At 70.9% G+C, this 25,142-nt stretch carries 22 protein-coding genes; 5 read left to right on the top strand and 17 right to left on the bottom strand.

Features of this window, described 5'->3' with window-relative positions; genetic code table 11:
* The 10 genes from OCJ37_RS01975 to OCJ37_RS02020 all read right to left on the bottom strand — a co-directional run bounded on the left by OCJ37_RS01975 (nucleotide 1) and on the right by OCJ37_RS02020 (nucleotide 12,479).
* Nucleotides 1-1,755: a DUF2341 domain-containing protein gene (locus OCJ37_RS01975; protein WP_263112030.1), complete on the bottom strand. Its 1,755-nt coding sequence runs from the start codon at nucleotides 1,753-1,755 to the stop codon at nucleotides 1-3.
* Between the two features lie 56 nt (nucleotides 1,756-1,811).
* Nucleotides 1,812-3,281 carry a ShlB/FhaC/HecB family hemolysin secretion/activation protein gene (locus OCJ37_RS01980; RefSeq protein WP_263112032.1) on the bottom strand — a complete coding sequence of 490 codons (1,470 nt, stop codon included), beginning with the start codon at nucleotides 3,279-3,281 and terminating at the stop codon, nucleotides 1,812-1,814.
* A 417-nt stretch (nucleotides 3,282-3,698) separates the two neighbouring features.
* Complete coding sequence (locus tag OCJ37_RS01985; RefSeq protein WP_263112033.1) at nucleotides 3,699-4,997, bottom strand: DUF58 domain-containing protein; 1,299 nt, start codon at nucleotides 4,995-4,997, stop codon at nucleotides 3,699-3,701.
* Between the two features lie 172 nt (nucleotides 4,998-5,169).
* On the bottom strand, nucleotides 5,170-6,162 hold the full coding sequence (locus OCJ37_RS01990) for an AAA family ATPase (RefSeq protein WP_263112035.1): 993 nt from the start codon (nucleotides 6,160-6,162) through the stop codon (nucleotides 5,170-5,172).
* Nucleotides 6,159-7,340, bottom strand: a complete 1,182-nt coding sequence (locus tag OCJ37_RS01995; protein WP_263112037.1) for a DUF4350 domain-containing protein — start codon at nucleotides 7,338-7,340, stop codon at nucleotides 6,159-6,161. Before OCJ37_RS01995 ends, OCJ37_RS01990 begins: the two co-directional genes overlap by 4 nt.
* Nucleotides 7,337-9,034: a DUF4129 domain-containing protein gene (locus OCJ37_RS02000; protein ID WP_263112038.1), complete on the bottom strand. Its 1,698-nt coding sequence runs from the start codon at nucleotides 9,032-9,034 to the stop codon at nucleotides 7,337-7,339. Before OCJ37_RS02000 ends, OCJ37_RS01995 begins: the two co-directional genes overlap by 4 nt.
* Entirely contained in the window at nucleotides 9,024-10,037 is a 1,014-nt protein-coding gene (locus OCJ37_RS02005) for a stage II sporulation protein M (RefSeq protein ID WP_263112040.1), read from the bottom strand. The genes OCJ37_RS02000 and OCJ37_RS02005 overlap by 11 nt, the downstream gene beginning before the upstream one ends.
* Nucleotides 10,034-10,711, bottom strand: a complete 678-nt coding sequence (locus tag OCJ37_RS02010) for an RDD family protein (protein ID WP_263113548.1) — start codon at nucleotides 10,709-10,711, stop codon at nucleotides 10,034-10,036. The genes OCJ37_RS02005 and OCJ37_RS02010 overlap by 4 nt, the downstream gene beginning before the upstream one ends.
* Before the next feature lie 208 nt (nucleotides 10,712-10,919).
* Nucleotides 10,920-11,834, bottom strand: coding sequence for a DUF2167 domain-containing protein (locus tag OCJ37_RS02015; protein WP_263112042.1), 915 nt, complete (start codon nucleotides 11,832-11,834; stop codon nucleotides 10,920-10,922).
* 84 nt (nucleotides 11,835-11,918) lie between these two features.
* On the bottom strand, nucleotides 11,919-12,479 hold the full coding sequence (locus tag OCJ37_RS02020) for an RBBP9/YdeN family alpha/beta hydrolase (protein ID WP_263112043.1): 561 nt from the start codon (nucleotides 12,477-12,479) through the stop codon (nucleotides 11,919-11,921).
* 125 nt (nucleotides 12,480-12,604) lie between these two features.
* Between OCJ37_RS02020 and OCJ37_RS02025 the strand changes: the two genes are divergently transcribed.
* Complete coding sequence (locus tag OCJ37_RS02025; protein ID WP_179570962.1) at nucleotides 12,605-13,078, top strand: Lrp/AsnC family transcriptional regulator; 474 nt, start codon at nucleotides 12,605-12,607, stop codon at nucleotides 13,076-13,078.
* Between the two features lie 27 nt (nucleotides 13,079-13,105).
* Here the strand turns inward: OCJ37_RS02025 and OCJ37_RS02030 are convergent, their stop codons facing one another.
* Nucleotides 13,106-13,657, bottom strand: coding sequence for a gamma carbonic anhydrase family protein (locus tag OCJ37_RS02030; RefSeq protein WP_263112046.1), 552 nt, complete (start codon nucleotides 13,655-13,657; stop codon nucleotides 13,106-13,108).
* A gap of 370 nt (nucleotides 13,658-14,027) precedes the next feature.
* Between OCJ37_RS02030 and OCJ37_RS02035 the strand changes: the two genes are divergently transcribed.
* Nucleotides 14,028-14,885: a PA4780 family RIO1-like protein kinase gene (locus OCJ37_RS02035; protein ID WP_263112047.1), complete on the top strand. Its 858-nt coding sequence runs from the start codon at nucleotides 14,028-14,030 to the stop codon at nucleotides 14,883-14,885.
* 389 nt (nucleotides 14,886-15,274) lie between these two features.
* Here the strand turns inward: OCJ37_RS02035 and mnmG are convergent, their stop codons facing one another.
* Both mnmG and OCJ37_RS02045 read right to left on the bottom strand, forming a co-directional pair.
* Nucleotides 15,275-17,164 (bottom strand): tRNA uridine-5-carboxymethylaminomethyl(34) synthesis enzyme MnmG, encoded by a 1,890-nt coding sequence (gene mnmG, locus OCJ37_RS02040; RefSeq protein WP_263112049.1) that lies wholly within the window; start codon nucleotides 17,162-17,164, stop codon nucleotides 15,275-15,277.
* 500 nt (nucleotides 17,165-17,664) lie between these two features.
* Complete coding sequence (locus tag OCJ37_RS02045; protein ID WP_263112051.1) at nucleotides 17,665-18,213, bottom strand: hypothetical protein; 549 nt, start codon at nucleotides 18,211-18,213, stop codon at nucleotides 17,665-17,667.
* 164 nt (nucleotides 18,214-18,377) lie between these two features.
* Here OCJ37_RS02045 and OCJ37_RS02050 point away from each other — a divergent pair, with 164 nt between their 5' ends.
* Genes OCJ37_RS02050 through OCJ37_RS02060 form a run of 3 tightly spaced genes read left to right on the top strand, consistent with a single transcriptional unit; the run spans nucleotide 18,378 to nucleotide 20,420 of the window.
* The gene (locus tag OCJ37_RS02050) at nucleotides 18,378-19,337 is read left to right on the top strand and encodes a pyridoxal-phosphate dependent enzyme (protein ID WP_263112052.1); all 960 of its coding nucleotides are present in this window, start codon (nucleotides 18,378-18,380) and stop codon (nucleotides 19,335-19,337) included.
* Nucleotides 19,322-19,939, top strand: a complete 618-nt coding sequence (locus tag OCJ37_RS02055) for a YdcF family protein (RefSeq protein WP_263112053.1) — start codon at nucleotides 19,322-19,324, stop codon at nucleotides 19,937-19,939. The genes OCJ37_RS02050 and OCJ37_RS02055 overlap by 16 nt, the downstream gene beginning before the upstream one ends.
* 52 nt (nucleotides 19,940-19,991) lie before the next feature.
* Nucleotides 19,992-20,420 (top strand): ketosteroid isomerase-related protein, encoded by a 429-nt coding sequence (locus tag OCJ37_RS02060; RefSeq protein ID WP_263112054.1) that lies wholly within the window; start codon nucleotides 19,992-19,994, stop codon nucleotides 20,418-20,420.
* A 453-nt stretch (nucleotides 20,421-20,873) separates the two neighbouring features.
* Here OCJ37_RS02060 and bioC read toward each other — a convergent pair whose 3' ends face one another.
* From bioC to OCJ37_RS02080, 4 genes are all read right to left on the bottom strand, one after another.
* Complete coding sequence (bioC, locus tag OCJ37_RS02065; RefSeq protein WP_263112055.1) at nucleotides 20,874-21,764, bottom strand: malonyl-ACP O-methyltransferase BioC; 891 nt, start codon at nucleotides 21,762-21,764, stop codon at nucleotides 20,874-20,876.
* 447 nt (nucleotides 21,765-22,211) lie between these two features.
* Complete coding sequence (locus OCJ37_RS02070; protein ID WP_263112056.1) at nucleotides 22,212-22,994, bottom strand: SDR family oxidoreductase; 783 nt, start codon at nucleotides 22,992-22,994, stop codon at nucleotides 22,212-22,214.
* Nucleotides 22,995-23,314: 320 nt separating this feature from the next.
* Nucleotides 23,315-23,728, bottom strand: a complete 414-nt coding sequence (locus OCJ37_RS02075; protein ID WP_263112057.1) for a hypothetical protein — start codon at nucleotides 23,726-23,728, stop codon at nucleotides 23,315-23,317.
* Between the two features lie 360 nt (nucleotides 23,729-24,088).
* Entirely contained in the window at nucleotides 24,089-25,057 is a 969-nt protein-coding gene (locus OCJ37_RS02080; protein WP_263112059.1) for a hypothetical protein, read from the bottom strand.
* Between the last annotated feature and the right edge of the window lie 85 nt (nucleotides 25,058-25,142).

Consider the following 25,142-nt stretch of genomic DNA (forward strand, 5'->3'; position numbering starts at 1 on the left):
TCAGCCTCCCGCACGCGCCGGCGCGTCGCCGGCATAGTCTTCGGCGATGCGCTTTTCCAGTTCGTCGACGAACACCTGCATGTCCGCCGAGACCGCTTCGGCCTGGCTGAGCAGGTAGTTGTAGCCGAACAGCGCCGGGATCGCGACGGCCAGGCCGGCCACCGTGGCCAGCAGCGCGGCGGCGATGCCGGGCGCGATCGCGTTGATGTTGACGTCGCCGGCCGCGGCCACCGCGGCGAAGGTGATCATCACCCCGACCACGGTGCCGAGCAGGCCCAGGAACGGGCCGCCGGAGATGGCGATGGTCAGCAGCACCATGCCCTTGTGGATGCGCTGGCCTTCGCGCACCGCGGCCGCGTCCAGCGCCGAGCGGATCGCCGCGATCGACTGCGTGCGTACCACGTTGGTGCCGCTGGCCTGCAGGCGTTCGCGCAGTTCCTGCTGGCCGACCTGCAGCAGCCGCGCCAGGTTGGAGCGGGCCCCGGCGGCCGTGCCGAGCTGCTGCCACTGCGGCGCGTGCAGCGGATGCGCCGCCACCTGCTGGCGGTACGCGTCGAGGAAGCGCGCGTTGGCGCCAGCGGTAGAGTTGAGGTACAGGCCCTTCCTGACCATCACGAACCAGCTGATCAGCGCCATCACCGCCAGGATCCCGATCACCGCCCACGCATCGGGAGTCAGCGCGGCGATCAGGATGCCGAAGTAGCCGTGGCCGCCATCGCCCGAATGCTGCTCGACCGGATCGAAGCGCAGCAGCCGCGCGTCCACGCCCTGGCTGCGCGCCGCCGCTTCGATCGCGCCGACCGGGCGCGCGCTCTTGGACACCTCGATCTCGTCGAGCTGGCCGATGAAGTTCGGTCGCGCCGCGCCGGGCTCGCCGCCCAGCAGCAGGCCGCCGTTGCTGGCCGGCAGCGCCGCGGCGGTCTCGCCGACCGGCTGGCCGTTGACGAACAAGGTGGCGGTCTTGCCGTCGCTGCGCAGCGCCACGTGCGCCCAGGCATCGGCCGGCAGCGCGGTGGTGGCGGCGATCTGCGCCGCCGGCGCCGCCGCGCCGACCTCGGCCAGCACGCGGCCTTCCTCCAGGCGCAGGACCAGCGCGCCGGGCAGCGCCAGCAGCACGCCGGAGGCGTTGGCGCTGGCCGGCTTGGCCCACAGCGACACGGTCGCCGGCTGCGCCGCCGGCCAGTTCAGCGAGGCCGAGGCCGGCACCGTCACCGGCGCGCGTCCGTCCAGGCGCAGGCCGGCGCCGATCAGCGCGGCGTCGGCCAGGGTCAGCGGCGGCGTGGCGTTGTTGGCGTAGGCGGTGCTGTCGGCGGCGGCCTGCTGCGCGTTGGCGAAGTGGTAGACCGCGACGGTATCGGCGTCGTAGCTGCCCTTGGCGTCGCTGCCGCCGCTGGCCTCGGGATTGCCGAAGTAGACGTACAGCGGCGTGCTCGCGTTGGCCGGCAGCTCGGGCAGGTCGACCCAGGCCAGCGCCACCTGGTCGACCAGGCCGTCGTACTTCTCGAAGTGGTACTTCAGCGGCGTGCGGTCGTCGCCGGCGACGAAACGCACGTCGCTGCCGTCGGCCTTGGCGTCGGCGAAATTGAAGTTGCCCGAATGCAGGCGCACCAGCACCTGCGCGCGCCCGGACGGCTGGCTCAGCGCCGCACCGGTGGACGTGGTGTCCAGGGTGAGCTTGGCCCGGTAGTTCCACTTGCCGTCCCACCACGTCGCGGCCATCGCCGGCAACGCAAGCAGCCACAATCCCAGGAGCACGAAAATACGCAGTCTGATCACGATCTACCCCAATTGATGTTTGAACGACGCCGGCGTCAGAACTCGCTCCACAGCCGGAACAGCACGTTGATGTCCTTCTGCTTGCGACCGCCGGGGCTGGAGAGCGGCGCGGCCACTTCCAGCGCCCCGTTGAGATGCTCGAACGCCTTGAACGTCGCGCCGAGTCCGGTCGCGACCAGGGTCTCGCTGACCGACTGCTCGGGTAGCGGATCGTGGATGCGCGCATAGCCGGCATCGACAAACGCATGCATGCGCGCTTCCTGCACCGCGCGTCCGGCGGCGGAGGTGAACGAGGGACTGCGCAGCTCGAACTGGCCGGCCGCGCCGTAGTCGCCCAATGCCTGGCTCTCGGCGTAGCCGCGCACGCTGTCCATGCCGCCGATGCTGAATTGCTCGTTGCTGATCAACGGCTCGGACGCCAGCTGGGTCTGCAGCCGCGCATACCACTGGTAGTCGCCGCCGAAGCTGCGCGTGCGCGAGACGTCGCCGCGCAGGTGGAAGAAATTGGAGCGTGCCTTGTAGCGCTTGACGTCGAACTGCGCGCTGTCGTCGCCGACGCCGCGTACGTTGAGCGTCGCGGTCAGTTCCAGCGTATCGGTGCCCCGCGGCTGGATCCAGGTGGCGCTGTAGGTGGCGCTGAGCGGCAGGTAGCGGATCGGCGCGGAGCTGCGGTCGCCGCCGAACAAGGTGTCTTCCTTGAAGTCCTTGTAGTCGGCGCCGATGCTCAGGGTGTGGAAGAGGCCCGCATCGGCCGGCAGCGTCCGCAGCAGGCGCAGGCCGGAGAGGCTGCCGTTGCCGATCACGTTGAAGCCGCCGATCGCGGCGACCTCGCTGTCGCTGCGCACCGTGTAGCCGAGCAGCGACCACGGCGAAGCGCCGAAGCGCGCCAGGTACGAGGCGGAAAAGACCCGCGCGTCGGACGGCCGCTGCGGCGCGGTCTGCGCCGACAAGGTGATGCTGTGGCCGCGTTGCCACAGATTGTCGTAGCGCACCGAGCCGCCGAGGCGCAGTTCCGACGTGTTGGCGCTGTTGCGGTTGTTGAGTTCCAGGCTGCCGTGCAACGGCAGCGTGTCCTCCACGTTCAAGTCCACGTCCACGGTGTTGGGCTGCGCGCCGGGCTTGACGTCGGGCGTGACGCGGCGGTCGGGCAACTGGTTGAGCGCGACGATGTCGCGTTGCACCGCGTTGAAGTCGGGCACCGAGCCCTCCTTCAGCGACGGCGCGCCGCGCTCCACCGCGTCGGGAGAAAAATAGGTGGCGCCGTTCACGCGCAGCCGGCCGATGCGCTGTTCGCTCACCTGCAGGGTGACCAGGCCGTTGCCGGCGTCCTGTTCGGGCACGCTCACCGCCACCGTGGCCAGGCCCTTGTTCGCGTACAGCGTCTGCAACGCGGCGCGCGCCGCTTCCACGTCGGCCTCGCTGCGCTGCGGGCCGAGGAACGGATACACCGCGCGTTCGATGTCCGCGGCGCTCAATGCGGTGTTGCCGACGACCTGGTAGGCCATCACGTCGAAACGCGCCGTCGGCGCGTCTGCGGCGAAGGCGCACGGTACGCCGCACACGGCCAAGCCGAGCGCTGCGAAGATTCGCAACTCCATCTGGAAATGTCCCCTGAACTTCGGCGCGCGGCGCGGTGCCGCTGTGAAGACCGCTGCAATGCGGCGAGGACCTTAGGAGCGATAAATGACTATCCGCGAACGCTTTTATGACGGCGGCTGTAAAATTTCTGCCACAACGCCAGGGCAAATGGCGATGCCTGAAACATAAATGCGCAATGCATCAACGCGCCGGCCCCGCAGCGCGAAGCGCCGCGTGATGCGACGCCGTTTCAGTCGGTCATGAACGGCGCAGGCGACCGCGTGGGCAGCGCTGCGGCGCCACCCGGACTTGTCTACGGAATCGTCCGCGCGGCGGACGCCGAACTACAGCAATCCGTCGCGTTTGACCGCGAGATAGCGCTCCACCAGCGCCCCCGGCAGTTCCTCGGCGGTGACGTCGAGCACCATCACCCCGTGGCTGCGCAGCGCCTCGTGGGCGTCGCCACGTTGCTGCAGGTAGCGCGCCACCGCGCCGGCCTGCACCGCCTGCTGCAGGTCGTCCACCGGCTGCGCCAGCGCCTGGTCCAACTCACGCTCGCGCAGGCTGGCCACGCATACCAGATGGCGGCGCTGCAGCATCCGCACCGCGGCGAGCAGGTCCTCGATGTCCTCGTCGCGCACGTTGCTGACCAGCATCACCAGCGAACGGCGACGCTGGCGCAGCGACAGTTCGGTCGCCGCGGCCAGGTAGTCGGTGGCCACCGCCTGCGGCTGCAGGTCGTAGCTGGCGCGCAGCAGCGCATCCACGGTGCCCATGCCGCGCTGCGGCGCGACCCAGCGCGCGTCGCCGCCGCTAGCCATCAGCCCGACCGCATCGCCCTGGCGCAGCGCCAGGTACGACACCACCAGCGCGGCGTTGAGCACGTGGTCGAAATGCGACAGGCCGCTTTCGCTGGCCATCATCCGCCGCCCGGTATCGATCAGCATCAGCAGCTGCTGGTTCTTCTCGTCCTGGTATTCGCGCGAGATCAGCTTGCGCGCGCGCGAGGTGGCCTTCCAGTCGATCTGGCGCAGGCTGTCGCCGACGCGGTATTCGCGCATCTGGTGGAAGTCGGTGCCTTCGCCGCGGCGCCGCTTCAGGTGCGCGCCGACCAGCCGCGAGGCCTGTTCGGCGCTGAACAGCGCGAAGCGGGTCAGCGGCGCGAAGTTCGGGTACACGCGCACCGTCTGCACCGCGCCGGCCACGCGCCGCTGCCGCCACAGGCGCCAGGCCGAATGCAGGCGCAGGTGGGTGCCGGCGAAGTCGAAGCGGCCGCGCGCGGTGGGGCGCAGCCGGTAGGTCAGATGGGTTTCGCTGGCGGCGGGCACGGTCACCCGCCGCGGCAGGCCGCGCATCCACCAGCCACTGGGCACCAGGTCGAACACGTCCAGGGTCTGTCGCTGCGCGCTGTCGATGCGCAGCCCGGCCTCGCGCTCCACGCCCAGCGGCAGGGCCTCGGGCAGCTCGCGGCGCAACTGCGGCGTCGGCCGGCGCCACAGCCGCCACGCATCGATCGCCGCGCCGATGCCGATCGCCGCGCCCAGCGCCTGCCACGGCCACAGCGGCAGCCACTGCAGCGCCGTGGCCAGGCCGCACAGCGCCCACAGGCCGAGCAGGGCGAGCAGTAGCGGGGCGGGTCTCATGGGTTGAGGGCCGGGATTCGGGATTGGGGATTGGGGATTCGGAACAGCGCGGCGTGCGGCGCGGCATTGCCGCAGCGCACGCCGAGCGCTGTCGCGCTGTGATCGGGCAATGCCGGCATCGCCGCAGGCTCGGGCTTTTGCGAATCCCGAATCCCCAATCCCGAATCCCGGCTCATTTGCGCGGCGCCTCCACCTTCGCCAGCAGCGCGCCCAGCGCGTCGTCGGCGCTCTGGCCTTCGATCTGCAGTTCCGGGGCCAGGGCGATGCGGTGGCGCAGCGCGGGCTTGGCGATGTCGCGGATGTCGTCGGGGGTGACGAAGTCGCGGCCGGACAGCACCGCCTGCGCGCGCGCGGCGCGGACCAGGGCGATGCTGCCGCGCGGGCCGGCGCCCAGCGCGATGCCCGGCCAGCTGCGGGTGGCGGCGACGATGCGCACCGCGTAGTCGATCACCTGCGGGTCCACCGCGATCGCCGCGGTACCGCGCTGCATCGCCACCACGTCGTCGGCGCTGAGCACGCGCGGCACCTGCGACAGGTCGAAGTCGCCGGCGCTGCGCCCGGTGGTGACCGCTTCCACCATCCGCTTCTCGTCCTCCAGCTGCGGATAGTCGATCAGGACCTTCAGCAGGAAGCGGTCCAGCTGCGCTTCGGGCAGCGGGTAGGTGCCTTCCTGCTCGACCGGGTTCTGCGTGGCCAGGGCCAGGAACGGCGGCGCCAGCGGGAACGCTTTGCCCTCGATGGTGACCTGGCCTTCCTGCATCACCTCCAGCAGCGCCGACTGGGTCTTGGCCGGAGCGCGGTTGATCTCGTCGGCGAGCAGCAGGTGGGTGAACACCGGGCCGCGGCGGATCTTGAAGCTCTCGGTCTTGGGGTCGTACACGGCGTGGCCGCTGACGTCGCTGGGCATCAGGTCGGGGGTGAACTGCACGCGCGCGTAGTTCAGCTCCAGCGCCTGCGCCAGTGCGCGCACCAGCAGGGTCTTGCCCAGCCCGGGCACGCCTTCGATCAGCACGTGGCCGCCGGCCAGCAGCGCGATCAGGATTTGCTCGAGCACCTCCGGCTGGCCGATGAAGGCCTGGCCGACCGCGTCGCGGATCGCCTCGACGCGTTCGATCAGGGCAGGGCCGGCGAGCGGCGCGATGGAATCGGCGGGTGCGGTGGTCATAACTGGTTTCTCATCTGGACGAGGAGGCGAATGCGATCGCGGAAGGCGGCGTGTTGCTTGGGCGCGGGCGGCTGCAGCGCCTGTTCGATCTGGGCCGCGGGCAGGTTCAGGCGCTCGGCGATGGCGGCGGCCTGGGCCGCGCCCTCCAGCGCCGCGGCCAGCGGCGCGCGCCGCCGCAGCCGGGCCAGGAACGCCTGGCGCATCGCCGCGTACAGCAGCGCCGCCTTGCCGTAGCGGAACAGGTGCTCGCCGCTGGCGCGCACGTGCTCCAGCAGCGAGCGGCGGTCGGCGGCGGGCGCGGCGAGCAGCGGGCCGAAACGCTGCGTGCGCGACCACAGCCAGGCCAGCAGCATCAGCAGCGCCGGCAGCCAGGCCGGCCAGCCGCGGGTGAACAGGCTGGCCCACAGCGACGGCAGTTGCGCGGCGTAGACCAGATGCACGGTACCCAGGCCGTAGTTGGGCGCCAGGATCTGCCGCGCCAGCAGCCGGTGCGGCACGTCGCGCAGGCCGCCGCGCGGCGGCGTCGGCTTCGCGTCCGGCGCGTCGTCGTCCAGGCGGTTGTCGCCGTTGCTGCCATTCTGCAGGAAATCCATCTCCGCCAGCACGTCCACGTTGCCGTCGCCGTGCGGCAGGCGCGCGTAGGCGTAGTCCTCGCTGCCGCCCCACCAGTTGCTCGCCGCGTCCTCGTCGATCTGGAAGCGGCGGCCGTTGCAGAACTCGTCGTGCTGCGGCTGGTCGGGGATGGCCAGGTGCAGGCAATCGCCCGGCCTGCCGTCCTCGAGGCCGACGCCCAGCGCGTCGAAGATCGGCAGCTTGGCCGCCTCGCCATCGGCCGATGGCGTGCGCAGGATCAGGTGCCCGCCGCGGGCGACCCAGGCCAGCAGCGCGTCGCTGTCGGCCTGGCTCAAGGTGCGCGGGTCGCCGAGCAGCAGCACGCTGTCATGCGGCTGCAGGCGCATCGCCTCGACGTCCAGGCGCTGCCGCGACTCGGCGCGCACGCCGTCCGCGCGCAAGGTCTGGCGCAAGGCGTACAACGGGTTGTAGGCGGCCTCGCCGCGCGGCGGCAGCGCCAGCTGGCGCTCGGCGCGTTCGTAGCGGCCCAGGAACCAGGCCGCGAGCACGCCGACCACGACGACGCCGAGCAGGAAGATCAGCGCATTGCGGGTGCCGCTGTTCATGCGCGCCACCCGTATTGCCGCTGCAATTCGTCCAGCAGCGCGTCGAACGCGTCGTCGTCGGGCAGGCGGCCGGCGTAGGCCGCGTACTGCCAGGTGCGCACCATGCGCGCGAACAGGCTGCGGTCCGTCTCCTCGGGCAGGCGCCTGGAGGCGCGCAGGCATTGCGCTTCGGTGGCGCCCGGCGGCAGCACCAGGTTGGCGCGTTCGCAGACGGTCTGCACGCTGGCGCGGTACAGCAGCGCCAGCGCGTTGCGGTGCTGGCCCTCGCGCCACAGGCGGCGCGCGCGGGTGGGCACGTCGTCGGGCAGCGGCTCCGGCGCCAGCACCGGCGCATGCGCCACCGGCGCGGCGGCCGGCGCCCGGCGCCGCACGCTGCCGCGCATCCACGGCAGCCAGTGCCTGACGGTCAGCAGCAGCACCAGCACCAGCAGGCCGGCCAGCAGCCACATGCCCCATTCGGCGACGAACGCGAACACCCGCCCGACGCTGGCGAACAGGGCCGCGCCCATGCCGGTGTCGGTCTTCTTGGCGTCGGGCTTCTTTTCCTTCTGCTCCTCGTCGCGGTCGCGCTTCTTCCAGTAGCCGATGCTGCGCTTGCCCGACAGCAACGGATCCTCGTAGGCGCGGTCGGCGGCGCGGTCGAAGCGCGCGTCGGCGGCGGGGTCGGGATCGAAGACGTCGTCGAGCGCGACCGGTTCGGCGGCATCGTCGTCCTCGTCCTCGCCATCGTCCTGCGCCTTGTCCGGATCGCCCATCGCGGCGCCGTCGCCCGCGGCGTTGGCGGTATCGTGCGGCGGTTCCGTCGCCGGCTCGGGCGGCAGCGCATGCGGATCGGCCGCGACCGGGCCGTCGCTGCCCGGCGCCGCGGTTTGCGCGCGCAGCGCGGCGGCGGGCGCGCCGAGCAGGACCAGGGCCAGCAGGAGCAGCGGCGCGGCGCCGCTCAGCCGCTCGCGCAGCCGGCGCAGCGCCATCTCCACGTCCCAGGCCTCGAGCTCGGTCCGGCGGTTGAGATACAGGCCGAAGCCGGCGCCGACGAAGAACGGTTCGATCGCGGTCATCGCCAGCCAGCCGAAGAAGTTCAGGCCGATGTCGGCCCAGGCCGGGTTCTCCTCGCCGATCAGCGCCCACGCCGCGCGCAGCGTCTCCGGCAGCAGGTCCACCGGCACGAACATCAGGATCGCGGCGATGCAGGCCAGGCACAGCATCAGCTCGAAGTGCCAGCACACGCTGGCCAGCAGCAGCGCATGTCCGTACACCGCCCCGCCCAGGGTGCGGCGGCGCTGCCGCTGCTGCTCGGCGCTGGCCCCTTCGAGCAGTTCCAGCGGCAGGAACACGGTGCGCGCCGGGCTCAGCCGGCGCCAGGTCAGGTAGCCGAACATCGGGCCCCAGCCCCAGCGCCATTGCGCGCGCAGCGTGTCGCGCACGCGCGGCACGTCGCCGAACACGCCGCGCGAGATCACGAACAGCGGGATCCGGTCCAGCACCGGTTTGAGCCACCACAGCAGCAGCCCGGCCAGCCAGATCTGGTCGATCGCCCAGGCGCCGAGGTTGAGCAGCGCGAACAGCGGCAGGGTGAACAGCAGCCACGGCTTCCAGATCGCGCCGGCATGGCGGCGCACCAGCGCGCTGCCCAGCTCCATCGCCTCCCAGGCCGAGCGCGCGCGCAGCACCACGTCCAGGCGCTCAATCCGCATCGCCGGCCTCCGCCGCGCCGCGCCCGCCGCGCCACAGCCACACCAGCACCAGCGTCCACAGCGCGCCGGACACGCTGTACTTCACCCAGGCCGGCAGCGAGCCGATCGAGGACCAGAACGCCTCGATGAAAGCCGCGACCAGCAGCATGAACGCCACGCCCAGGCACAGCCTGGCGCCGATCACGCCGCCTTCGACCAGCGCGTCGATGCGCCGGCGCCGGCCCGGCGCCAGCAGCTTCAGGCCCAGCTGCAGGCCGGCGCCGCCGGCGATCACGATCGCGGTCAGCTCGAACGGCGCGTGCCCGGCGACGAAGCGCCAGAACGTGACCCCGTAGCCGATCTGGTGCAGGTGCCCGGCCACCGCACCGATGGTGATGCCGTTGAACAGCAGCACCAGCACCGTGCCGAGCCCGGCCAGCAGGCCGCTGGCGAAGGTGCGCAGGCCGATGCTGATGTTGTTCATGATGTAGTGGCCGAACATCTGCCAGTCGTCGCCGCTGTCGCGGCCGAGCTTGTGCGCGGTCGCGGCCGGGTCGTACATCCGCTCCACCTCCGCGACCTGCAGCGGATCCATCAGCCCGTGGATCAGTTCCGGCCGGAACTGCAGCAGCACGAAGATGGTGACCAGCGGCACCACGAACAGCGCGGTGGCCGCGGCCATGCAGCCGGCCTGGCTGCGCACCAGCTGCGGGAAATCGGCGAACAGGAATTCGGCCGCGCGCCGCCAGCGCGGCCGCGGCGGCCGGTACAGCGCGGTGTGGCCCTGCTGCATCAGCTGCTGCAGGCGCGCGGTGACCAGCGGGCTGTAGCCGCGCCTGCGCGCCAGCGCCAGCTGCTGGCACAGCCGCCTATAGCGCGCCGGCACGTCCTCGTCGGCCAGGCGCGCGGCGTCGGCCGCGGCATCGGGCGCGTCCGCGGCGCGCTTGCGTCCGTGCGTCTGCAGCCAGCTCTCGAAGGCCTGCCACTCGTGCTGGTGGCGGGCGATGAACTGCTCCTGCCTCATCGCCGCCCCAGCAGCCAGTTGGCCATCGCGTACAGCCGCAGCACCCCGGCCTGGCCGGACGCCTCGGTCAGCGGCAGCGCCAGCGCCGCCAGTTCCAGCTGCCGCGCCGGGGCCAGCCGCGGCGCGCGCTCGGCGAAGGCGATCAACGCCGCCTGCTCGGCCGGCAGCAGGCTGCGCGGCGGCGCGACCGCGCTGGCGATCGGCGGCAATGCCGTCTCGTGGCGCGGCGCCTGGTGGATCACCAGGGTGCCGGCGACCATGTCGCCCAGGCGCCGCGCATGCACGTCGAACAGGCAGGCGACCAGGCCGATGGCGTAGCCGAACGGCAGCATGTCCACGGTGCGCAGCAGGTTGCGGGTGATCGCCGCCATCCACCCGGCCGGGGCGCCGTCGCGCGAGACCACGCGCAGGCCCAGCACCTTCTTGCCCAGGGTCTGCCCCAGCCAGCCTTCGAGCACGATCGGGTAGGCCCAGAACACCAGGAACATCGCCACCAGGTACAGGCCCTGGCCGAAGCCGCCGAGCATGCCGAGCAGCAGGCCCATCAGGGTCAGCACGCCGAACCGCACCGCCAGGTCGATCAGCCAGGCCAGCGCGCGCGGCACCGCGCCGGCGGCCGGCAGGTGCAGCGGCACGCCTTCGGGCGTGATCACTTCACGGTAGGTGTCGAGCATGCTCATCGCCGGGTCGCGGCGCGGCGCGCCTGTGCGCCTGCGATGTGGGGGCGCCGTTCTTCCGTCCGGCCGGCTGCCTGTGGCGGCATGCGTGTTCTCGACTGCGTCCTGCTCCGAACCGCGACTTTAGCCGGCGCGGCGCCAATTGCCCAGCCGTCGCGGCGGACGCGACGGTGCCGCAGGGCGCGGCGCCGGGCGCGCGGCCGGCTCAGCGCACCGTGCCGCCGTCGCGCTTGCGCCCGGAGAACAGCTTGCCGATCCCGCCGACCAGCGCCATCAACGCCAGCGCCACCAGCTTCCAGGCCTTGGCCAGCACCAGGCCGAGCTTGGCGAACAGCCCGGCCTTGGCCGCCAGGCCGCCGCCGATCAGGGTGGCCAGGCCGTAGCTGGCGATCTTGTCGGTGGAGGGGTTGTGGTCGGCGTAGCGCGCGCCGCTGTCGAACTCGGCCATCGGCAGCAGCCGCTGCATGCCGTCGCGCACCTGCGGCAATTCGTCCATGCCGGCGATCGCGTTGAGGCTCAGGTAGCCGTGGCGGCCGAGCACACGGATGTCGTAGTTGAGGGTGTGGCCCTCGTTGCCCTGGAACGCCAGCTCGCGCGCCCAGTACAGCTTCTTGTTGGCCGCGTCGTAGCGCGGCGGCACCGCCCAGCCGACCAGGTCCACGCTCTCGTAGCCGGCTTCCTTGCGCTGCGCATTCTCCTCGCGGGTCTCCTTCTGCATGTCCGCGAGCATGTCCTGGTAGTCGATCTTGCTGGCGTCTTCGTCGGACACGTAGCCGTCGTCGGCATAGGTGACCACCACCGCCCAGCTGCCCTTCTCGTCGAGCGCGGGCTGGCGCGGCACGATCAGGCCCAGCACGGTGTCGTCGGGCGGATTGCCCCAGTACGACTCCAGCACCCGCCGCGCGTCGTCCTTGCCGAGATAGCGGAAGTCGTGGCTCAGGTCGAAATGGACCTTGGCCTGCGGCACTTCGATGTGGCCGTCCTGGAACTGCAGCGAGGCGACGAACTGCTCGGCGGTCATGCCGTCCTCGCCGTCCTCGGCCATGGCCGGTCCGGCGCCGGCGCCGAGCGCAAGCAGGAAAGCGGCCAGCAGGCCGCGCAGCGAAAGCGTCTTGGTCATCTTCGAGTCCGTTCGGTGGCGTCCCCACGCCAGAGATTGGCAGTGTCGCGCAAAGCGCCACGCCGCGCCAGTCGTCCGCGCCGATCAGGCGCGCGCTGCGGACGCGTGGCCGATGCCGGCGTCGAAGGCGGCCAGCAGCTGCGCGCCGGCTGGCCACTCGCCCAGGCCGCTGGCCGCATTGAGATGTCCCAGGCCGTCGAGTTCGACCAGTCCGCTGCCCCAGTCGCGTGCGCGGCGGCGGCTGTAGGGCGGTGTCGCATACGGATCGTCGCTGCTGGCCACGATCAGGCTGCGGAAGGGCAGTGGCGCCGTCGGCACCGGGACGAAGCTGGCGGCCTGCGCATGCGGAAACGCCGCGCTGTCCGGATCGGGGACCGCGACCAGCAAGGCGCCGCGCGGCAACCGTTGCGCGCGCGCCGCCCAGTGCGCGACCAGCAGGCAGCCCAGGCTGTGCGCGACCAGCAGCGGTGGTGTGGCGCAGTCCTGCACGCAACGGTCGAGCGCGTGCAGCCAATCGTGCAGCTGCGGTTGCGCGAATGAACTGGGCTGCAGCCGCCGCATGTGCGCGTTGCGCCGTTGCCAATGCGTTTGCCAGTGCCCCGGCCCCGAGTCGCCGATGCCCGGCACGATCACCACCGCTTGCATGCGCTACGCTCCGTTCGAGAGAGCGGCCAGTGTCGCGATGCGTGCGTCGCCGCGCCATGGCGATTCATCGCCGTACGCGGCGTTTTGCCGATGAATCCAAGGTGGACCAAGAGAGGACGAGCGGCGTGGCAGCGAAACCCTGGCAGGGCGATGCCCTGGATCACGCGATTCTGGAGGCGTTGCAGTGCGACGGGCGCATCGCGTTGGCGGAGCTGGGCCGGCGCATCGGCCTGTCGCAGCCGGCGATGTCCGAGCGCGTGCGCCGGCTCGAGGAGCAGGGCGTGATCACCGGTTACGCGGCCCGGGTCGATCCGCGGGTGGTGGGCCTGGCGACCGCGGCCATCGTCCGCCTGCGCACCACGCATGCGCAGATCGGCGCGTGCCTGGAGCAGTTCGCGCAGATGCCGCAGGTGCTGGAAGTGCATCGGGTCACCGGCGAGGATTGCTTCGTGCTGCGGGTGCTGGTGCCCGCGCCGGCGCAGCTGGAACCGATCATCGATGCGTTGGCGCGGTTCGGCGCGGTGACCACCAGCGTGGTGTTGCGCAGCGAGGCGCCGCGCCCGATCGGCCGTGCCTTGCTGGCGTTGGCGGCAGAGTAGCTACGGCGCCACGCGCGACGTCTGCGCTTACTGCGGCGCCTGCGCGGCCGCGTCCAGGTAACGGTCTTTCAGGCGCACGTAGTGCTGGGCGGAGTAGTGCAGGCTCTCGACCTCCTTGTCGCTGAGCGTGCGCGCCAGCCGCGCCGGATTGCCCAGCCACAGTTCGCGCTCGCCGACGGTCTTGCCCGGCCCGACCACCGCGCCGGCGCCGACGAAGCCGTATTTCTTCACCGTGGCGCCGTCGAGGATGCACGCGCCCATGCCGATCAGGCACAGGTCCTCGATGGTGCAGGCATGGATGATGGTGCCGTGGCCCACGGTCACGTCGGCGCCGATCAGGGTCGGATAGCCGCCCTTGTTGAACGGGCTGTGGTGGCTGACGTGGATGATGGTGCCGTCCTGGATGTTGCTGCGCGCGCCGATGCGCACGTGGTTGACGTCGCCGCGGATCACCGTGCCCGGCCACACCGACACGTCCTCGTCCAGCACCACGTCGCCGATGATGGTGCAGGCCGGATCCACGTAGACGCGGGCGCCGAGCTGCGGCGTCTTGTCCAGGAACGGACGCAAGGGATTCACGGAGGCCTCCAGACGAAAAAGCGACGGCGATGTCGCGCGCGCCGATGATAGCGTGCGCGGCCTCGCCGCCGCCGCGGGTGCTGCGCGGCCGCCCGCAGGCGGCCGTGTTACTTCTTCTTTTCCTTCTTGGCCGCCCGCTTTTCCTTCAGCGTCTTGGTCGGCTGCTTCTTGTCGCTCTTCTTCTGGTCCAGGCCCTTGCTCATGACACCCTCTGCCGTGTTGATACGTGGAATACGGCCGCGGCTGCCGCCATCGGCGGGCGCGGCGCCGCTACTTTACTCCGCCAGCGTAGACAGCGGCGGTGCGGCAGCCGGGCGCGCAGGCCCGGTTGCGCCATAATCGGGCTTTCCCTCAAGGTGCCCCGCGTCCGATGAAAACCCCCCAGGGCCTGCAGCCGCTGATCGAGGATGGCGTCATCGACAGCGTGCTGCGCCCGCTCAAGAGTGGCAAGGAGGCCGCCGTGTACGTGGTCCAGGCCGGCGACGAGGTGCTGTGCGCCAAGGTCTACAAGGACATGGCGCAGCGCAGCTTCCAGGCGCGCGTGCAGTACCAGGAAGGGCGCAAGGTGCGCGGCAGCCGCCAGGCGCGGGCGATGGGCAAGGCCACCAAGTTCGGCCGCCGCGAGCAGGAGGCCGCGTGGAAGGACACCGAGGCCAACACCCTGTACCAGCTGGTGGACGCCGGCGTGCACGTGCCGCAGCCGCGCGGCTACTTCCACGGCGTGCTGCTGATGGACCTGGTCACCGATGCCGACGGACAGAGCGCGCCGCGGCTGGGCGAGGTGGAGCTGGAACCGGAGCAGGCGCGCGCGTTCCATGCGCAGCTGATCGGCGACGTGGTGAAGATGCTGTGCCTGGGCCTGGTGCACGGCGACCTGTCCGAATACAACGTGCTGGTCGCCGCCGATGGCCCGATCGTGATCGATTTCCCGCAGGTGGTCAGCGCCGCCGGTAACAACGCCGCGCGCGACATGCTGCTGCGCGACGTGCACAACCTGCGCGACTGCCTGGGCCGTTTCGCCCCCGAGCTCAACGAAACCCATTACGGCGAGGAGATGTGGGCGCTGTACGAGAAGGGCGAGCTGCGCCCGGACAGCGCGCTCACCGGCCGCTTCGTGTTCGACACCCGCCGCGCCGACGTGCGCGCGGTGCGCGATTCGATCGAGGACGCGCGCCAGGAAGCGATCATCCGACAGCAGGGCCGCGAGGCCGCGGCGGACGAGGACTGATCGCGCGCGGCGCGTCGCGACGGGCGCGCTGCAGAACCGCCGGAAAGCCCGATCTTTTTTCAATCCAACCTCATCGCCTTGCGCCTGCAGGACGACAGCAACCGGTTCGCGCCGTACACCGCGCTGGGCGGCGGCGCGGGCGCGGCGGCGGATCGCTGAGCGCAGTCCCTCGCGCCGATGGCCCCCTGTAGGAGCGGCTTCAGCCGCGACCGGTGTCACCGGCAATGCCTGTCGCGCTGAAGCCGCTGCTACGAAGAGTGGATGCGCGATGCGCTTGCGGAGTCAGTGCCGCCGATCGGTAGTGGAACATTCCATCCAGCGCCTTCGCGGCCGGTCGGCCGCCCAGGGCGGTCCTTCCGCTGCAGGCGGCAACGCCGCCACGCCGCCGCTCACGCCACCCGGCTGCGCCGCGCGCGCTCCAGGTGCACCAGCAGCAGCGAGATCGCCGCCGGGGTCATGCCGGGGATGCGCTGCGCCTGGCCCACGCTCTGCGGGCGCACGCGCTGCAGCTTCTGCTGCACCTCGGCCGACAGCCCGCGCACCTGCGCGTAGTCGAACGCCTCGGGAATCGGCGTGTCCTCGTGGCGCTGCTGGCGCGCGATCTCCTCGCGCTGGCGGTCCAGGTAGCCGGCGTACTTGATGCCGATCTCGACCTGCTCGGCGACCTGCGCGTCGTCCACGCCCGGTCCCAGCGACGGCACCCGCATCAGCGCGGCGTAGTCCAGCTCCGGGCGCTTGATCAGGTCCAGCACGGTGGTCTCGCGGCTGACCGCCACGCCCAGCGTGGCGGCGACCTCGCGGCCCAGCGCGTTGCCCGGCGTGGCCCACAGCGCGCGCAGCCGTTCGTTCTCGCGCGCCACCGCCTCCTGCTTGGCCTGGAAGCGCGCCCAGCGCGCCTCGCCGACCAGGCCCAGCTCGCGGCCGATGCCGGTCAGGCGCGCGTCGGCGTTGTCCTCGCGCAGCTGCAGCCGGTATTCGGCGCGGCTGGTGAACATGCGGTACGGCTCGGTGGTGCCGTGGGTGATCAGGTCGTCGATCAGCACGCCGATGTAGGCCTGGTCGCGGCGCGGCGACCACGGCTCCAGCCCGCGCACCTGGCGCGCGGCGTTGAGCCCGGCGATCAGGCCCTGCGCGGCGGCCTCCTCGTAGCCGGTGGTGCCATTGATCTGGCCGGCGAAGAACAGCCCGGGCATCGCCTTGGTCTCCAGCGAGGCCTTCAGCCCGCGCGGGTCGAAGAAGTCGTATTCGATCGCATAGCCGGGACGGGTGATGTGGGCGCGCTCGAAGCCGCGGATCGAGCGCACCAGCTCCAGCTGCACGTCGAACGGCAGCGAGGTGGAGATGCCGTTGGGGTAGATCTCGGCCACGTCCAGGCCTTCGGGCTCGACGAAGATCTGGTGGCTGGCCTTCTCGGCGAAGCGCACCACCTTGTCCTCGATCGATGGGCAGTAGCGCGGGCCGATGCCCTCGATCTGCCCGGTGTACAGCGGCGAGCGGTCCAGCGCGCCGCGGATGATGTCATGGGTGCGCTCGGTGGTATGGGTGATCCAGCACGAGACCTGGCGCGGATGCTGGGCGATCTCGCCCATGAACGACATCACCGGCAGCGGAGCGTCGCCGGGCTGCTCCTCCATCGCCGCATAGTCCAGGCTGCGCCCGTCGATGCGCGGCGGGGTGCCGGTCTTGAGCCGGTCCACGCCGAAACGGCCGTCGCGCAGCGCCTGCGCCAGCGCGGTGGCCGGCGGGTCGCCGGCGCGGCCGCCGGCGTACTGGGTCTGGCCGATGTGGATCTTGCCGGCCAGGAAGGTGCCGGCGGTCAGCACCACCGCCGCCGCCTCGAAGCGCAGGCCGGTCTGGGTGACCACGCCGCACACGCGCTCGCCGGCCACGATCAGCCCGTCGACCGCGGCCTGGAACAGGGTCAGGTCCGGCTGCGCCTCGACCAGGCGCCGGATCGCGCCGCGGTACAGGTTGCGATCGGCCTGGCAGCGGGTGGCGCGCACCGCCGGGCCCTTGGAAGCATTGAGCGTGCGCCACTGGATCCCGGCCAGGTCGGCGGCATGCGCCATCGCCCCGCCCAGCGCGTCGATCTCCTTGACCAGGTGGCCCTTGCCGATGCCGCCGATGGCCGGGTTGCAGCTCATCGCGCCGACCGTCTCCACGTTGTGAGTCAGCAGCAGGGTGCGCGCGCCGGCGCGCGCGGACGCCAGCGCCGCCTCGGTGCCGGCATGGCCGCCGCCGATCACGATGACGTCGTAGCGGTAGAAGGAATCGCTCATCGGGGAACTCGTCAGCCGGCCGCGAGGACCGGGATGGGCGCGCTCGCAGGTCCGTGAGCGCCGGAAAACGGGAATTTTAGCGGTTGGGTCACAGTTTGAGGATTCGGCACTAAAGTTGGCACGCCATCTGCAGATATCCCTACTGCACCCAACGTGGCATTGCGTCAGGGGCGTACGACTGGAATTGGAACAGGGGCCAGTCACGCGCACGTCGGGGGAGCTGGGGGCCGGTAGTCGGGGGACTGCCGGCCCTTTTTTATGCCCGCGATTCGGGCCCGAAGCCAGCCACCGCAAGGCCCGAACGCGAAAAGCCCCGGCGAACCGGGGCTTTTCGTTTTAGGCGCCGACGCCCGACAGGGCCGGAACAGGGGGGATCCAGATTTCCCTGTCGGACATCGACATAGACGGTGGGGCGACCCCTTCGGGTCATAAAGCGACGCAGCCGGTCACCCCGTACGACGTAGAGTGCGTCTTGTGGCTCCGTGAAATCAAGCGTTTTCTTATGGCTCTAATGTGCGCCGCGTCCCATTGCTGCGACCCAGATTGCCGGGCCGGGGCGCTGCCGGTCGCGGTGCTGCCGCAGGGCGCGGCGCGGCGGCCGGACGTGGCTGCATCGACTGCGGGCGCGGCCCGGCGTTGGCGGCGTCCGGACGCCGCAGCCGGTCCATGTCGCGCCACGGCGCCTTGACCCGGTCGCGGCCGCCGAGGGCCGGCGGCGGCCGGTCCGGTGGACGGCCATTGTCGTCGGGCCGCGGGCGCGGCGGCGGCGGGCGATGGCGCGGCGGGCCGTAATAGTCGCGGTCCCGGTAGTAGTACGGGCCGCCATAGCCGTAGTAGCCATAGCCGTAATAGCCGGACCCGTAGCCATAGGGAACGGCGCCGTAAGGGCCGTAGGGGTAGTAGCCATTGGAGTAGCCGGGCGGATAGCGGTACTCGACCGAGGGCGAGCCGCGGTAGTAGCCGCCCTGGTCGCTGCCGGCGTAGTCGTAGGTGGCGCAGCCGCCCAGCGTGGCCAGCAGTCCAGCGGCCCAGATCAGGCGCATGTTCATGGCGATTCCTCTCCCTGAGGCTGACCGACAGGGTCTGCGTATTGCATTGAATGCCCCCTTAACCCGCTTCGTCGTTGATTGAACGCTTAAGTCGCGCGCAACGGTGGCGTTGCGCCGATGCCGGCGGCGGCGCGCGCCCATGGCGATACGTTAACCTTTCACGCATGGTCTCATCTTCACTGCCCGTTTTCGCCGATGTGACGGCCGCCGCCGCGCGTCTGGCCCCGCATGCCCAGGTGACCCCGGTCCTGCGCTCGCAGGCGCTGGATGCGTTGACCGGCGCGACCCTGTTCTTCAAGGCCGAACACCTGCAGCGCGGCGGCGCGTTCAAGTTCCGCGGCGCCTGCAATGCGGTCTGGGCGCTGGACGAAGCGCAGGCCGCGCGCGGCGTGGTCACCCATTCCTCCGGCAATCACGGCGCAGCGCTGGCGCAGGCCGCGCGCACCCGCGGCATCGGCTGCCACGTGGTCGTGCCGGAGGGCGCGGTGGCGGCCAAGCTGGCCAACATCGCCCGGCATGGCGCCACCCTGTGGCGGTGCGGGGCCAGCATCGCCGCGCGCGAGGCGATGTGCGCCCAGGTGCAGCAGCAGACCGGCGCGACCCTGGTGCATCCCTACGCCGACCCGGCGGTGATCGCCGGCCAGGGCACCGCGGCGCTGGAGCTGCTCGGCGCCAGCGGCCCGCTGGACCTGCTGGTGGTGCCGGTCGGCGGCGGCGGCCTGGCGGCCGGCAGCCGCCTGGCGTTGACGGCGCTGGCACCGCAGGCGCGGCTGCTGCTGGCCGAGCCGGCCGGCGCCGCCGACACCGCGCGTTCGCTGGCGGCCGGCGAACGCCGCCTGGACTTCGTTCCCGACACCCTGTGCGACGGCCTGCGCGGCACCCTGGGCGCGCCCAATTTCGCGCTGCTGCACGGCCAGGCCGAGGCGATCGTGGTCGAAGATGCCGCCACCGTGGCGGCGATGCGGCTGCTGTGGCAGGTGCTCAAGCAGGTGGTGGAGCCGTCCTCGGCGATCGCGCTGGCGGCGGTGCTGGCGCAGCCGGCGCGCTTCGCCGGGCGCCGGGTCGGGGTGATCCTGTCCGGGGGCAACGTCGACCTGGACGCCCTGCCGTGGGGGACGGCGTGACGCCGCGGCGACGCCGCGGCTGGCTGGGCTGGCTCGGCCGGCTGGGCGCGGTACTGGCGCTGTGGCTGCTGGGCGTGGCGATCTACATCGTCTGGGTCGGCGACCGCGACCAGGCGGCCCCGGCCGACGCGATCATCGTGCTCGGCGCGGCCGCCTACGACGCCAAGCCCTCGCCGGTGTTCGAGGAGCGCATCCGCCACGGCCTGGACCTGTACCAGCGCGGCTACGCGCCGACCCTGATCTTCACCGGCGGTTTCGGCGGCAACGGTGCGCGCTTCGCCGAATCGCAGGTGGCGCGCCGCTACGCGCTGCGCCACGACGTGCCGGCCGACGCGATCCTGATCGAGACCGTCTCGCGCACCACCCGCCAGAACCTGATCCAGGCGCGGCAGCTGATGCGCGCCCACGGCCTGCACCGGGCGATCGTCGTGAGCGATCCGCTGCACATGGCGCGCGCGCTGCGCCTGTGCCGGGAGCTGCAGATCGACGCGCTGGCGTCCTCGACCCCGAGCACCCGCTTCCGCAGCTTCCAGACCCGCTGGCGCTTCCTGCTGCAGGAGGTCTACTTCTTCCATCGCGACCTGGTGGCGCCGGGCGCCTGAGCACGCCCGGCCGCCGTATCATGGGCCTTCCGCATGACAGGAGGTGGTGGCGATGAAGATCGACGGGACCCGTGAACAAGACCGCGCCATCGAACTGGTGCTGTCCTACTACGATGCGTTCAACCGCGGCGACTGGGCGGCCATGCTCGACAAGCTCAGCGACGACGTGGCGCACGACCTCAACCAGGGCGCGCGCGAGATCGGCAAGGACACCTTCGCCGCCTTCCTGCAGCGGATGAACGCCAGCTACCGCGAACAGCTGCGCGACATCGTGGTGCTGGGCGGGCAGGACGGCCGCCGCGCCGCCGCCGAATACGTGGTGCACGGCGAATACCACCATACCGACGAAGGCCTGCCGCCGGCGCGCGGGCAGACCTACGTGCTGCCCGGCGGCGCGTTCTTCGACATCCGCGACGGCAAGATCGCCCGGGTCAGCAACTACTACAACCTGCAGGACTGGATCGCCCAGGTGTCGGCCTGAGCGGTGGCGGCGCGCGAGGGTGGAGCGCGCGCCGCCGGACCTGCGGGCGGGTTCGCCGTCGCATACGCGCTTCTCATCCAGCACAACGCCACATGCGCGAGTCCCTTGCAGGAGCGACTCCCGTGTGGGAGCGACTTCAGTCGCGACGAACGAAGCGGGGAGCCTCGCCGCGACTGGACCGCGTCGGGACTGAAGTCCCTCCCACAGTGCACCCAGCCGCCCTGGCGCGTTCGTCGGGCACGCACTGCGGTGCTGGCGCGACCGAGCTGTAGTGGCGCGGTTCAATCCAGCGCTGCCTGGCGCAGAAGTGTAGGAGCGGCTTCAGCCGCGACGGGCCTTCCCGGTAAAGCCCGTCGCGGCTGAAGCCGCTCCTACAGTGGCACATCGCACAGACCGGTTCCGGGCTCTTGCGAGTTCCGAGTTCCCGGTCCCGAGTCCCGGAAGTGCGTAGCCTCAATCCCCCCGGCGGCGGATCGGGATCGCCGACACCGGCACGGCGGCGATCTCGCTGCCGCCTTCGCGGATCGGCGCGCCCGGCGGCGGCGCCCAGGCGTGGGCATAGATCACTTCCCAACTGCTCGGCAGCTTGCCGTCGGCGTTGCGCAGCGGCTCATAGGCGGCGCTGGCCGCGGCGAAGCGGCCACGGCCGGTCAGCGTGTGGCGGCGCGCGCTCAGGGCGTTGGTGGCGCCGATCGCGCGCAGCTCGCGCATCAGCGCGGGCAGGTCTGGGTAGGTGAGGGTGAACAGGTCGCGGTCCAGCACCGGGTCGCGGAAGCCGGACAGCATCAGCGCATCGCCGAACTGCGCGATCGGCGCGAAGCGGCTGACGTGCGGCGCTTCGCGGTCGGCCTGGGCGAACGCCTCGCGCAGTTCGATCAGCGTGTCCGGCCCGAAGCTGGAGCACAGCAGCAGGCCGCCGGGCTTGAGCACGCGGCGGAAGCCGGCGAACACCGCTGGCAGGTCTTCGACCCATTGCAGGCACAGGTTGCTGAAGATCACGTCGACGCTGTGCTCGGCCAGCGGCAGCGCGCGCGCGTCGGCGCAGACCCGGCCGAACGGCTTCCACCAGCCGGCCTGGCGCTTGGCCTGCTGCAGCATCGGCAGCGCCTGGTCGAGCGCGATCACCTGCGCGCGCGGCCAGCGCTTCTTCATCGTCGCCGCGGCGTGCGCCGGCCCGCTGCCCACGTCCAGCACCACCTGCGGCACGCGGTCGCCGAGGTAGTCCAGCGATTCGAGCAGGCGCTTCTCCACCTCGTGCTGCAGGGCGGCGGCGGCATCGTAGCTGGCCGCAGCGCGCGAAAACGCGCGGCGGATGTGGTGGGCGTCGAACGAAGAGGAATCCATCGGCGCATTATCGCCGGCCGCGGCACATGGCGGCCAGCTGCCGCGCATTGCGCCGATGCGCCACGCTTGCACGGGCACTGGATCAGTTCACGCTGGCCCCAGGCAGAGCAGGGTGCCGTGGTCTGGCGGCACCGCGGCCAGGAACGCACCGGGTCACGCATAAAAAAATGGCGTCATGAACGTTCCAGCGAGCTGGGATCGCGCCGGGCATTCCAAGCCGGCCCGTGGCGATTGCCGCAGCAGGTCCACGCCCGACCCGGCCAGCGCGTGCAACGCCCACGCATTCTCCAATCCCGAATCCCCATCTCCCGATCCTTCGGAATGTCCCCGGACAAGCCCCGCCATCAACAGGTTCCGCCCGCCGAGCAGCAGGACCACGCAAGCCTGGCCCGCCAGTACATGCAGTCGCCAACGCATCCCCAATCCCGAATCCCAAATCCCGGCCCCTCAGAACGTGCCCGGATACGCCCCGCCATCGAGCAACAGGTTCTGCCCGCTGATATAGCCGGCCTGCGCACTGCACAGGAACGCGCAGGCCGCGCCGAATTCGTCGGCGGTGCCGAAGCGCCCGGCCGGGATCTGCTGGCGTTTCTGCGCGGCCAGCGTGTCCACGTCGGTGCCGCTGCGCTGCGCGGCATGGGCGAAGTTGCCGCGCAGCCGGTCGGTGTCGAACTGGCCGGGCAGCAGGTTGTTGATGGTGACGTTGTGCGCGACCGTGCGCCGCGCCAGCCCGGCGACGAAGCCGGTCAGCCCGGCGCGCGCGCCGTTGGACAGGCCCAGGGTATCGATCGGCGCCTTCACCGCCGCCGAGGTGATGTTGACGATGCGGCCGAAGCCGCGCGCCTGCATCGCATCGACAGTGGCGCGGATCAGCGCGATCGGCGCCAGCATGTTGGCGTCCAGCGCGCGCAGCCAGTCGGCGCGTTCCCAGTCGCGGAAATCGCCCGGCGGCGGGCCGCCGGCGTTGTTGATCAGGATGTCGACCTGCGGGCACGCGGCCAGCGCGGCGGCGCGGCCGTCTTCGCTGGCGATGTCCGCGGCCACCGCGATCACCTCGCCGGCGCCGGGCAGCGCGCGCAGGCCGGCGGCCGCCGCGTCCAGCGCGTCCTGGCCGCGCGCCACGATGACCACGTTGACGCCTTCGCCGGCCAGCGCCCGCGCGCACCCCAGGCCCAGGCCCTTGCTCGCGGCGCAGACCAGCGCCCATTTGCCGGCGATGCCCAGATCCATGCGTTCGCTCCGCTCGTCGAAACCGCGATGATCGTCCATCGCCGTCGCGGCGGCCAGCCAGGCGCCGCCGTGGCGGATCGTTCGCGTTCGTCCTGCAGGGCGAGAACGAGCCGCGAGCGCGATGCTGCGAGGCCGTTTTCCGGACGCCAGGATTCGCACGCAGATGCGGCAATCCGAGGTGACGCCTCCGGTCGGGCAGGCGACCGATCCCCGGGGAGCGGCTCTTGGCGGACTCGGGCAATCAAACGGTGCGGATCATCGCCCGTTGGCTTGCATTGGCCCTGCATGGGGAGGCGACACCGAGGAGCGGTCGCGTGCGTTCATTCCGCACGGCTCTCCGTGATCCGCTGCGCCAGGGCGGCGTAATAGTCGGCAGACGCCCGGTTTCCCTGCTGGCGCAAGCGCGCGGCGGTTTCGAGCGCCGCCGCTCGCGCTTGCGCGAATACGCGGTCGTCCTCGTTCGGCCGCAGTCCGTCGCTGCTCACGACACGCAAGGCCGCGTCGAAGCGAACGGCAACCATCAACCCTCCCGCGTGCAGCATGAGCAGGCCCTCGGCGGGACGGCCCTCCTGCATGCGTCCCGCGAAGAAGGCATAGGGCTCGGCAGTCCCGGCCCTGACGATGCCGAGCCCGTCGGCGGCTCCCTTCCGGCAACCGCCGAGCCATCGGGCGGGGGCCGCGTCCAGGTCCGCGGGCGCCTCGAACCGGCAAGGCTCCGCCGGGGGCGAAGCCATGGCGGGCATGCTGGCGCCTGCTGCGACCAAGAGCCCGAACAGCCTGGTTATCGTGCCGACCCTTAATGCCATCTGCTGCGCTCCTGTTGCTGAAACTCGAGATCGCATTTCTGTCGCGCCAATCGTATCCCGCTAGGGCGGTACCGCGACACCGCTTCGCATTTCGCGCCCGGAATGCCGGTACCAGACCGGCGAACATCTCGCGATAGTTGGCCGGCGCGTGCCGCAGGGCTTCGAGTCCAGTGCGTCAACAGTACGCGGGTCATCGAGATGAGCGATGCGGGTGTCCAGTTTGCCGAGGCCGCCGGATCGTATACGGCGCGACACGCAGCGCACACGCGATGCATGGCGGGCTAGCGGTCAGTCGATCTGCAGGCGCCGCGTCCAGTTGGAGCCATCGAACTCCATGACGTCCTTGGGGCCGATCGACCACATGATGCCGTCGGCCGCACTCAGGTGATAGCAGGTCCGCGGCACGTCGTCGCCGAAATCGACGGGCGTGAGCTTGCCGTCCTCGAGCCGATAGACGAGATGGCTGGAGGAGACGTACAGCTGCCCGCCGAACACTTCCATGCCCCAGAGATCCTCCTTGATGGTGCCATGCTCAATTACTTCCCATCGATCATCGCGCCCCCGCAGCAAGGTGCCGAGCTGGCCGCAGGCATAGGCGAAGCCGTCCGGCGCGCAGCGCACCTTGTGGAGCGCCAGATTGGTCGGGCTGTTCTGTTGGGTGAAGACGGAGCCGTCGTACTTCCAGATCTCGCCTTCCCAGCCGACGGTGTAGATTTCCTGCTCGCTGAACCCGTCGATCGACTCGAAACTGGTGTCGGTGATCGGGGTGTCACCGCCCTGGGCGCTCTGGTCGATGCATCGCCACTGATCTTCGCCATCGCGAACGTAGGCCTGCCGACAAGTGCCAACGGCATAGGCTCGACCTTTGGCGATGCCGCGTATCTCACGAAGAGGGCCGCGCTTTTCCGGATCCATTCCGCAGCTGGCGATAGATGCTTCTTCCCTTATGGAGCCGCCGCCAGTGGCTCGAACCGAGCCATTGGTGCCCAGCGCCAGGTAACGTTCGGCCGGCACATGGCAGACCGTTCCGGAACAGCCAAGCCATGGCACTGCGCCGGCGCCCCAGGCTCCACGATCCAGGCTGAGCAGTATCGAGTCGGTATAGCCTTCGCTGACAGAAAGATCGTTCGTAGCAATCAAATAACCGAGGTCCGAGTAGCGAACGGTGCCAGTGGCAATGCTAAGTCCGCTGAATCGTGGGTCCTGAGGGTCCATGTGGTTGTTCTCCATGTATTGGCGGCCAGATGTCAGCAACATTTTCACACAGCCTGCCGCGCTGACGTGGAGCGCCGTCAGGACGCGGTAGCGCGGGTCGATCGTTTTTCCCAGGAGCGCTGGACAA

This window comes from Xanthomonas sp. AM6 (assembly GCF_025665335.1).
Lineage (GTDB): Bacteria > Pseudomonadota > Gammaproteobacteria > Xanthomonadales > Xanthomonadaceae > Xanthomonas_A.

Coding starts and splice junctions, on each gene's coding strand:
- OCJ37_RS01980 (WP_263112032.1), bottom strand. CDS start 3,281: ATGGCCTACCAGGTCGTCGGCAACACCGCATTGAGCGCCGCGGACATC.
- OCJ37_RS01985 (WP_263112033.1), bottom strand. CDS start 4,997: ATGAGACCCGCCCCGCTACTGCTCGCCCTGCTCGGCCTGTGGGCGCTG.
- OCJ37_RS01990 (WP_263112035.1), bottom strand. CDS start 6,162: ATGACCACCGCACCCGCCGATTCCATCGCGCCGCTCGCCGGCCCTGCC.
- OCJ37_RS01995 (WP_263112037.1), bottom strand. CDS start 7,340: ATGAACAGCGGCACCCGCAATGCGCTGATCTTCCTGCTCGGCGTCGTC.
- OCJ37_RS02000 (WP_263112038.1), bottom strand. CDS start 9,034: ATGCGGATTGAGCGCCTGGACGTGGTGCTGCGCGCGCGCTCGGCCTGG.
- OCJ37_RS02005 (WP_263112040.1), bottom strand. CDS start 10,037: ATGAGGCAGGAGCAGTTCATCGCCCGCCACCAGCACGAGTGGCAGGCC.
- OCJ37_RS02010 (WP_263113548.1), bottom strand. CDS start 10,711: ATGCTCGACACCTACCGTGAAGTGATCACGCCCGAAGGCGTGCCGCTG.
- OCJ37_RS02015 (WP_263112042.1), bottom strand. CDS start 11,834: ATGACCAAGACGCTTTCGCTGCGCGGCCTGCTGGCCGCTTTCCTGCTT.
- OCJ37_RS02020 (WP_263112043.1), bottom strand. CDS start 12,479: ATGCAAGCGGTGGTGATCGTGCCGGGCATCGGCGACTCGGGGCCGGGG.
- OCJ37_RS02035 (WP_263112047.1), top strand. CDS start 14,028: ATGAAAACCCCCCAGGGCCTGCAGCCGCTGATCGAGGATGGCGTCATC.
- mnmG (WP_263112049.1), bottom strand. CDS start 17,164: ATGAGCGATTCCTTCTACCGCTACGACGTCATCGTGATCGGCGGCGGC.
- OCJ37_RS02045 (WP_263112051.1), bottom strand. CDS start 18,213: ATGAACATGCGCCTGATCTGGGCCGCTGGACTGCTGGCCACGCTGGGC.
- OCJ37_RS02050 (WP_263112052.1), top strand. CDS start 18,378: ATGGTCTCATCTTCACTGCCCGTTTTCGCCGATGTGACGGCCGCCGCC.
- OCJ37_RS02060 (WP_263112054.1), top strand. CDS start 19,992: ATGAAGATCGACGGGACCCGTGAACAAGACCGCGCCATCGAACTGGTG.
- bioC (WP_263112055.1), bottom strand. CDS start 21,764: ATGGATTCCTCTTCGTTCGACGCCCACCACATCCGCCGCGCGTTTTCG.
- OCJ37_RS02070 (WP_263112056.1), bottom strand. CDS start 22,994: ATGGATCTGGGCATCGCCGGCAAATGGGCGCTGGTCTGCGCCGCGAGC.
- OCJ37_RS02075 (WP_263112057.1), bottom strand. CDS start 23,728: ATGGCTTCGCCCCCGGCGGAGCCTTGCCGGTTCGAGGCGCCCGCGGAC.
- OCJ37_RS02080 (WP_263112059.1), bottom strand. CDS start 25,057: ATGTTGCTGACATCTGGCCGCCAATACATGGAGAACAACCACATGGAC.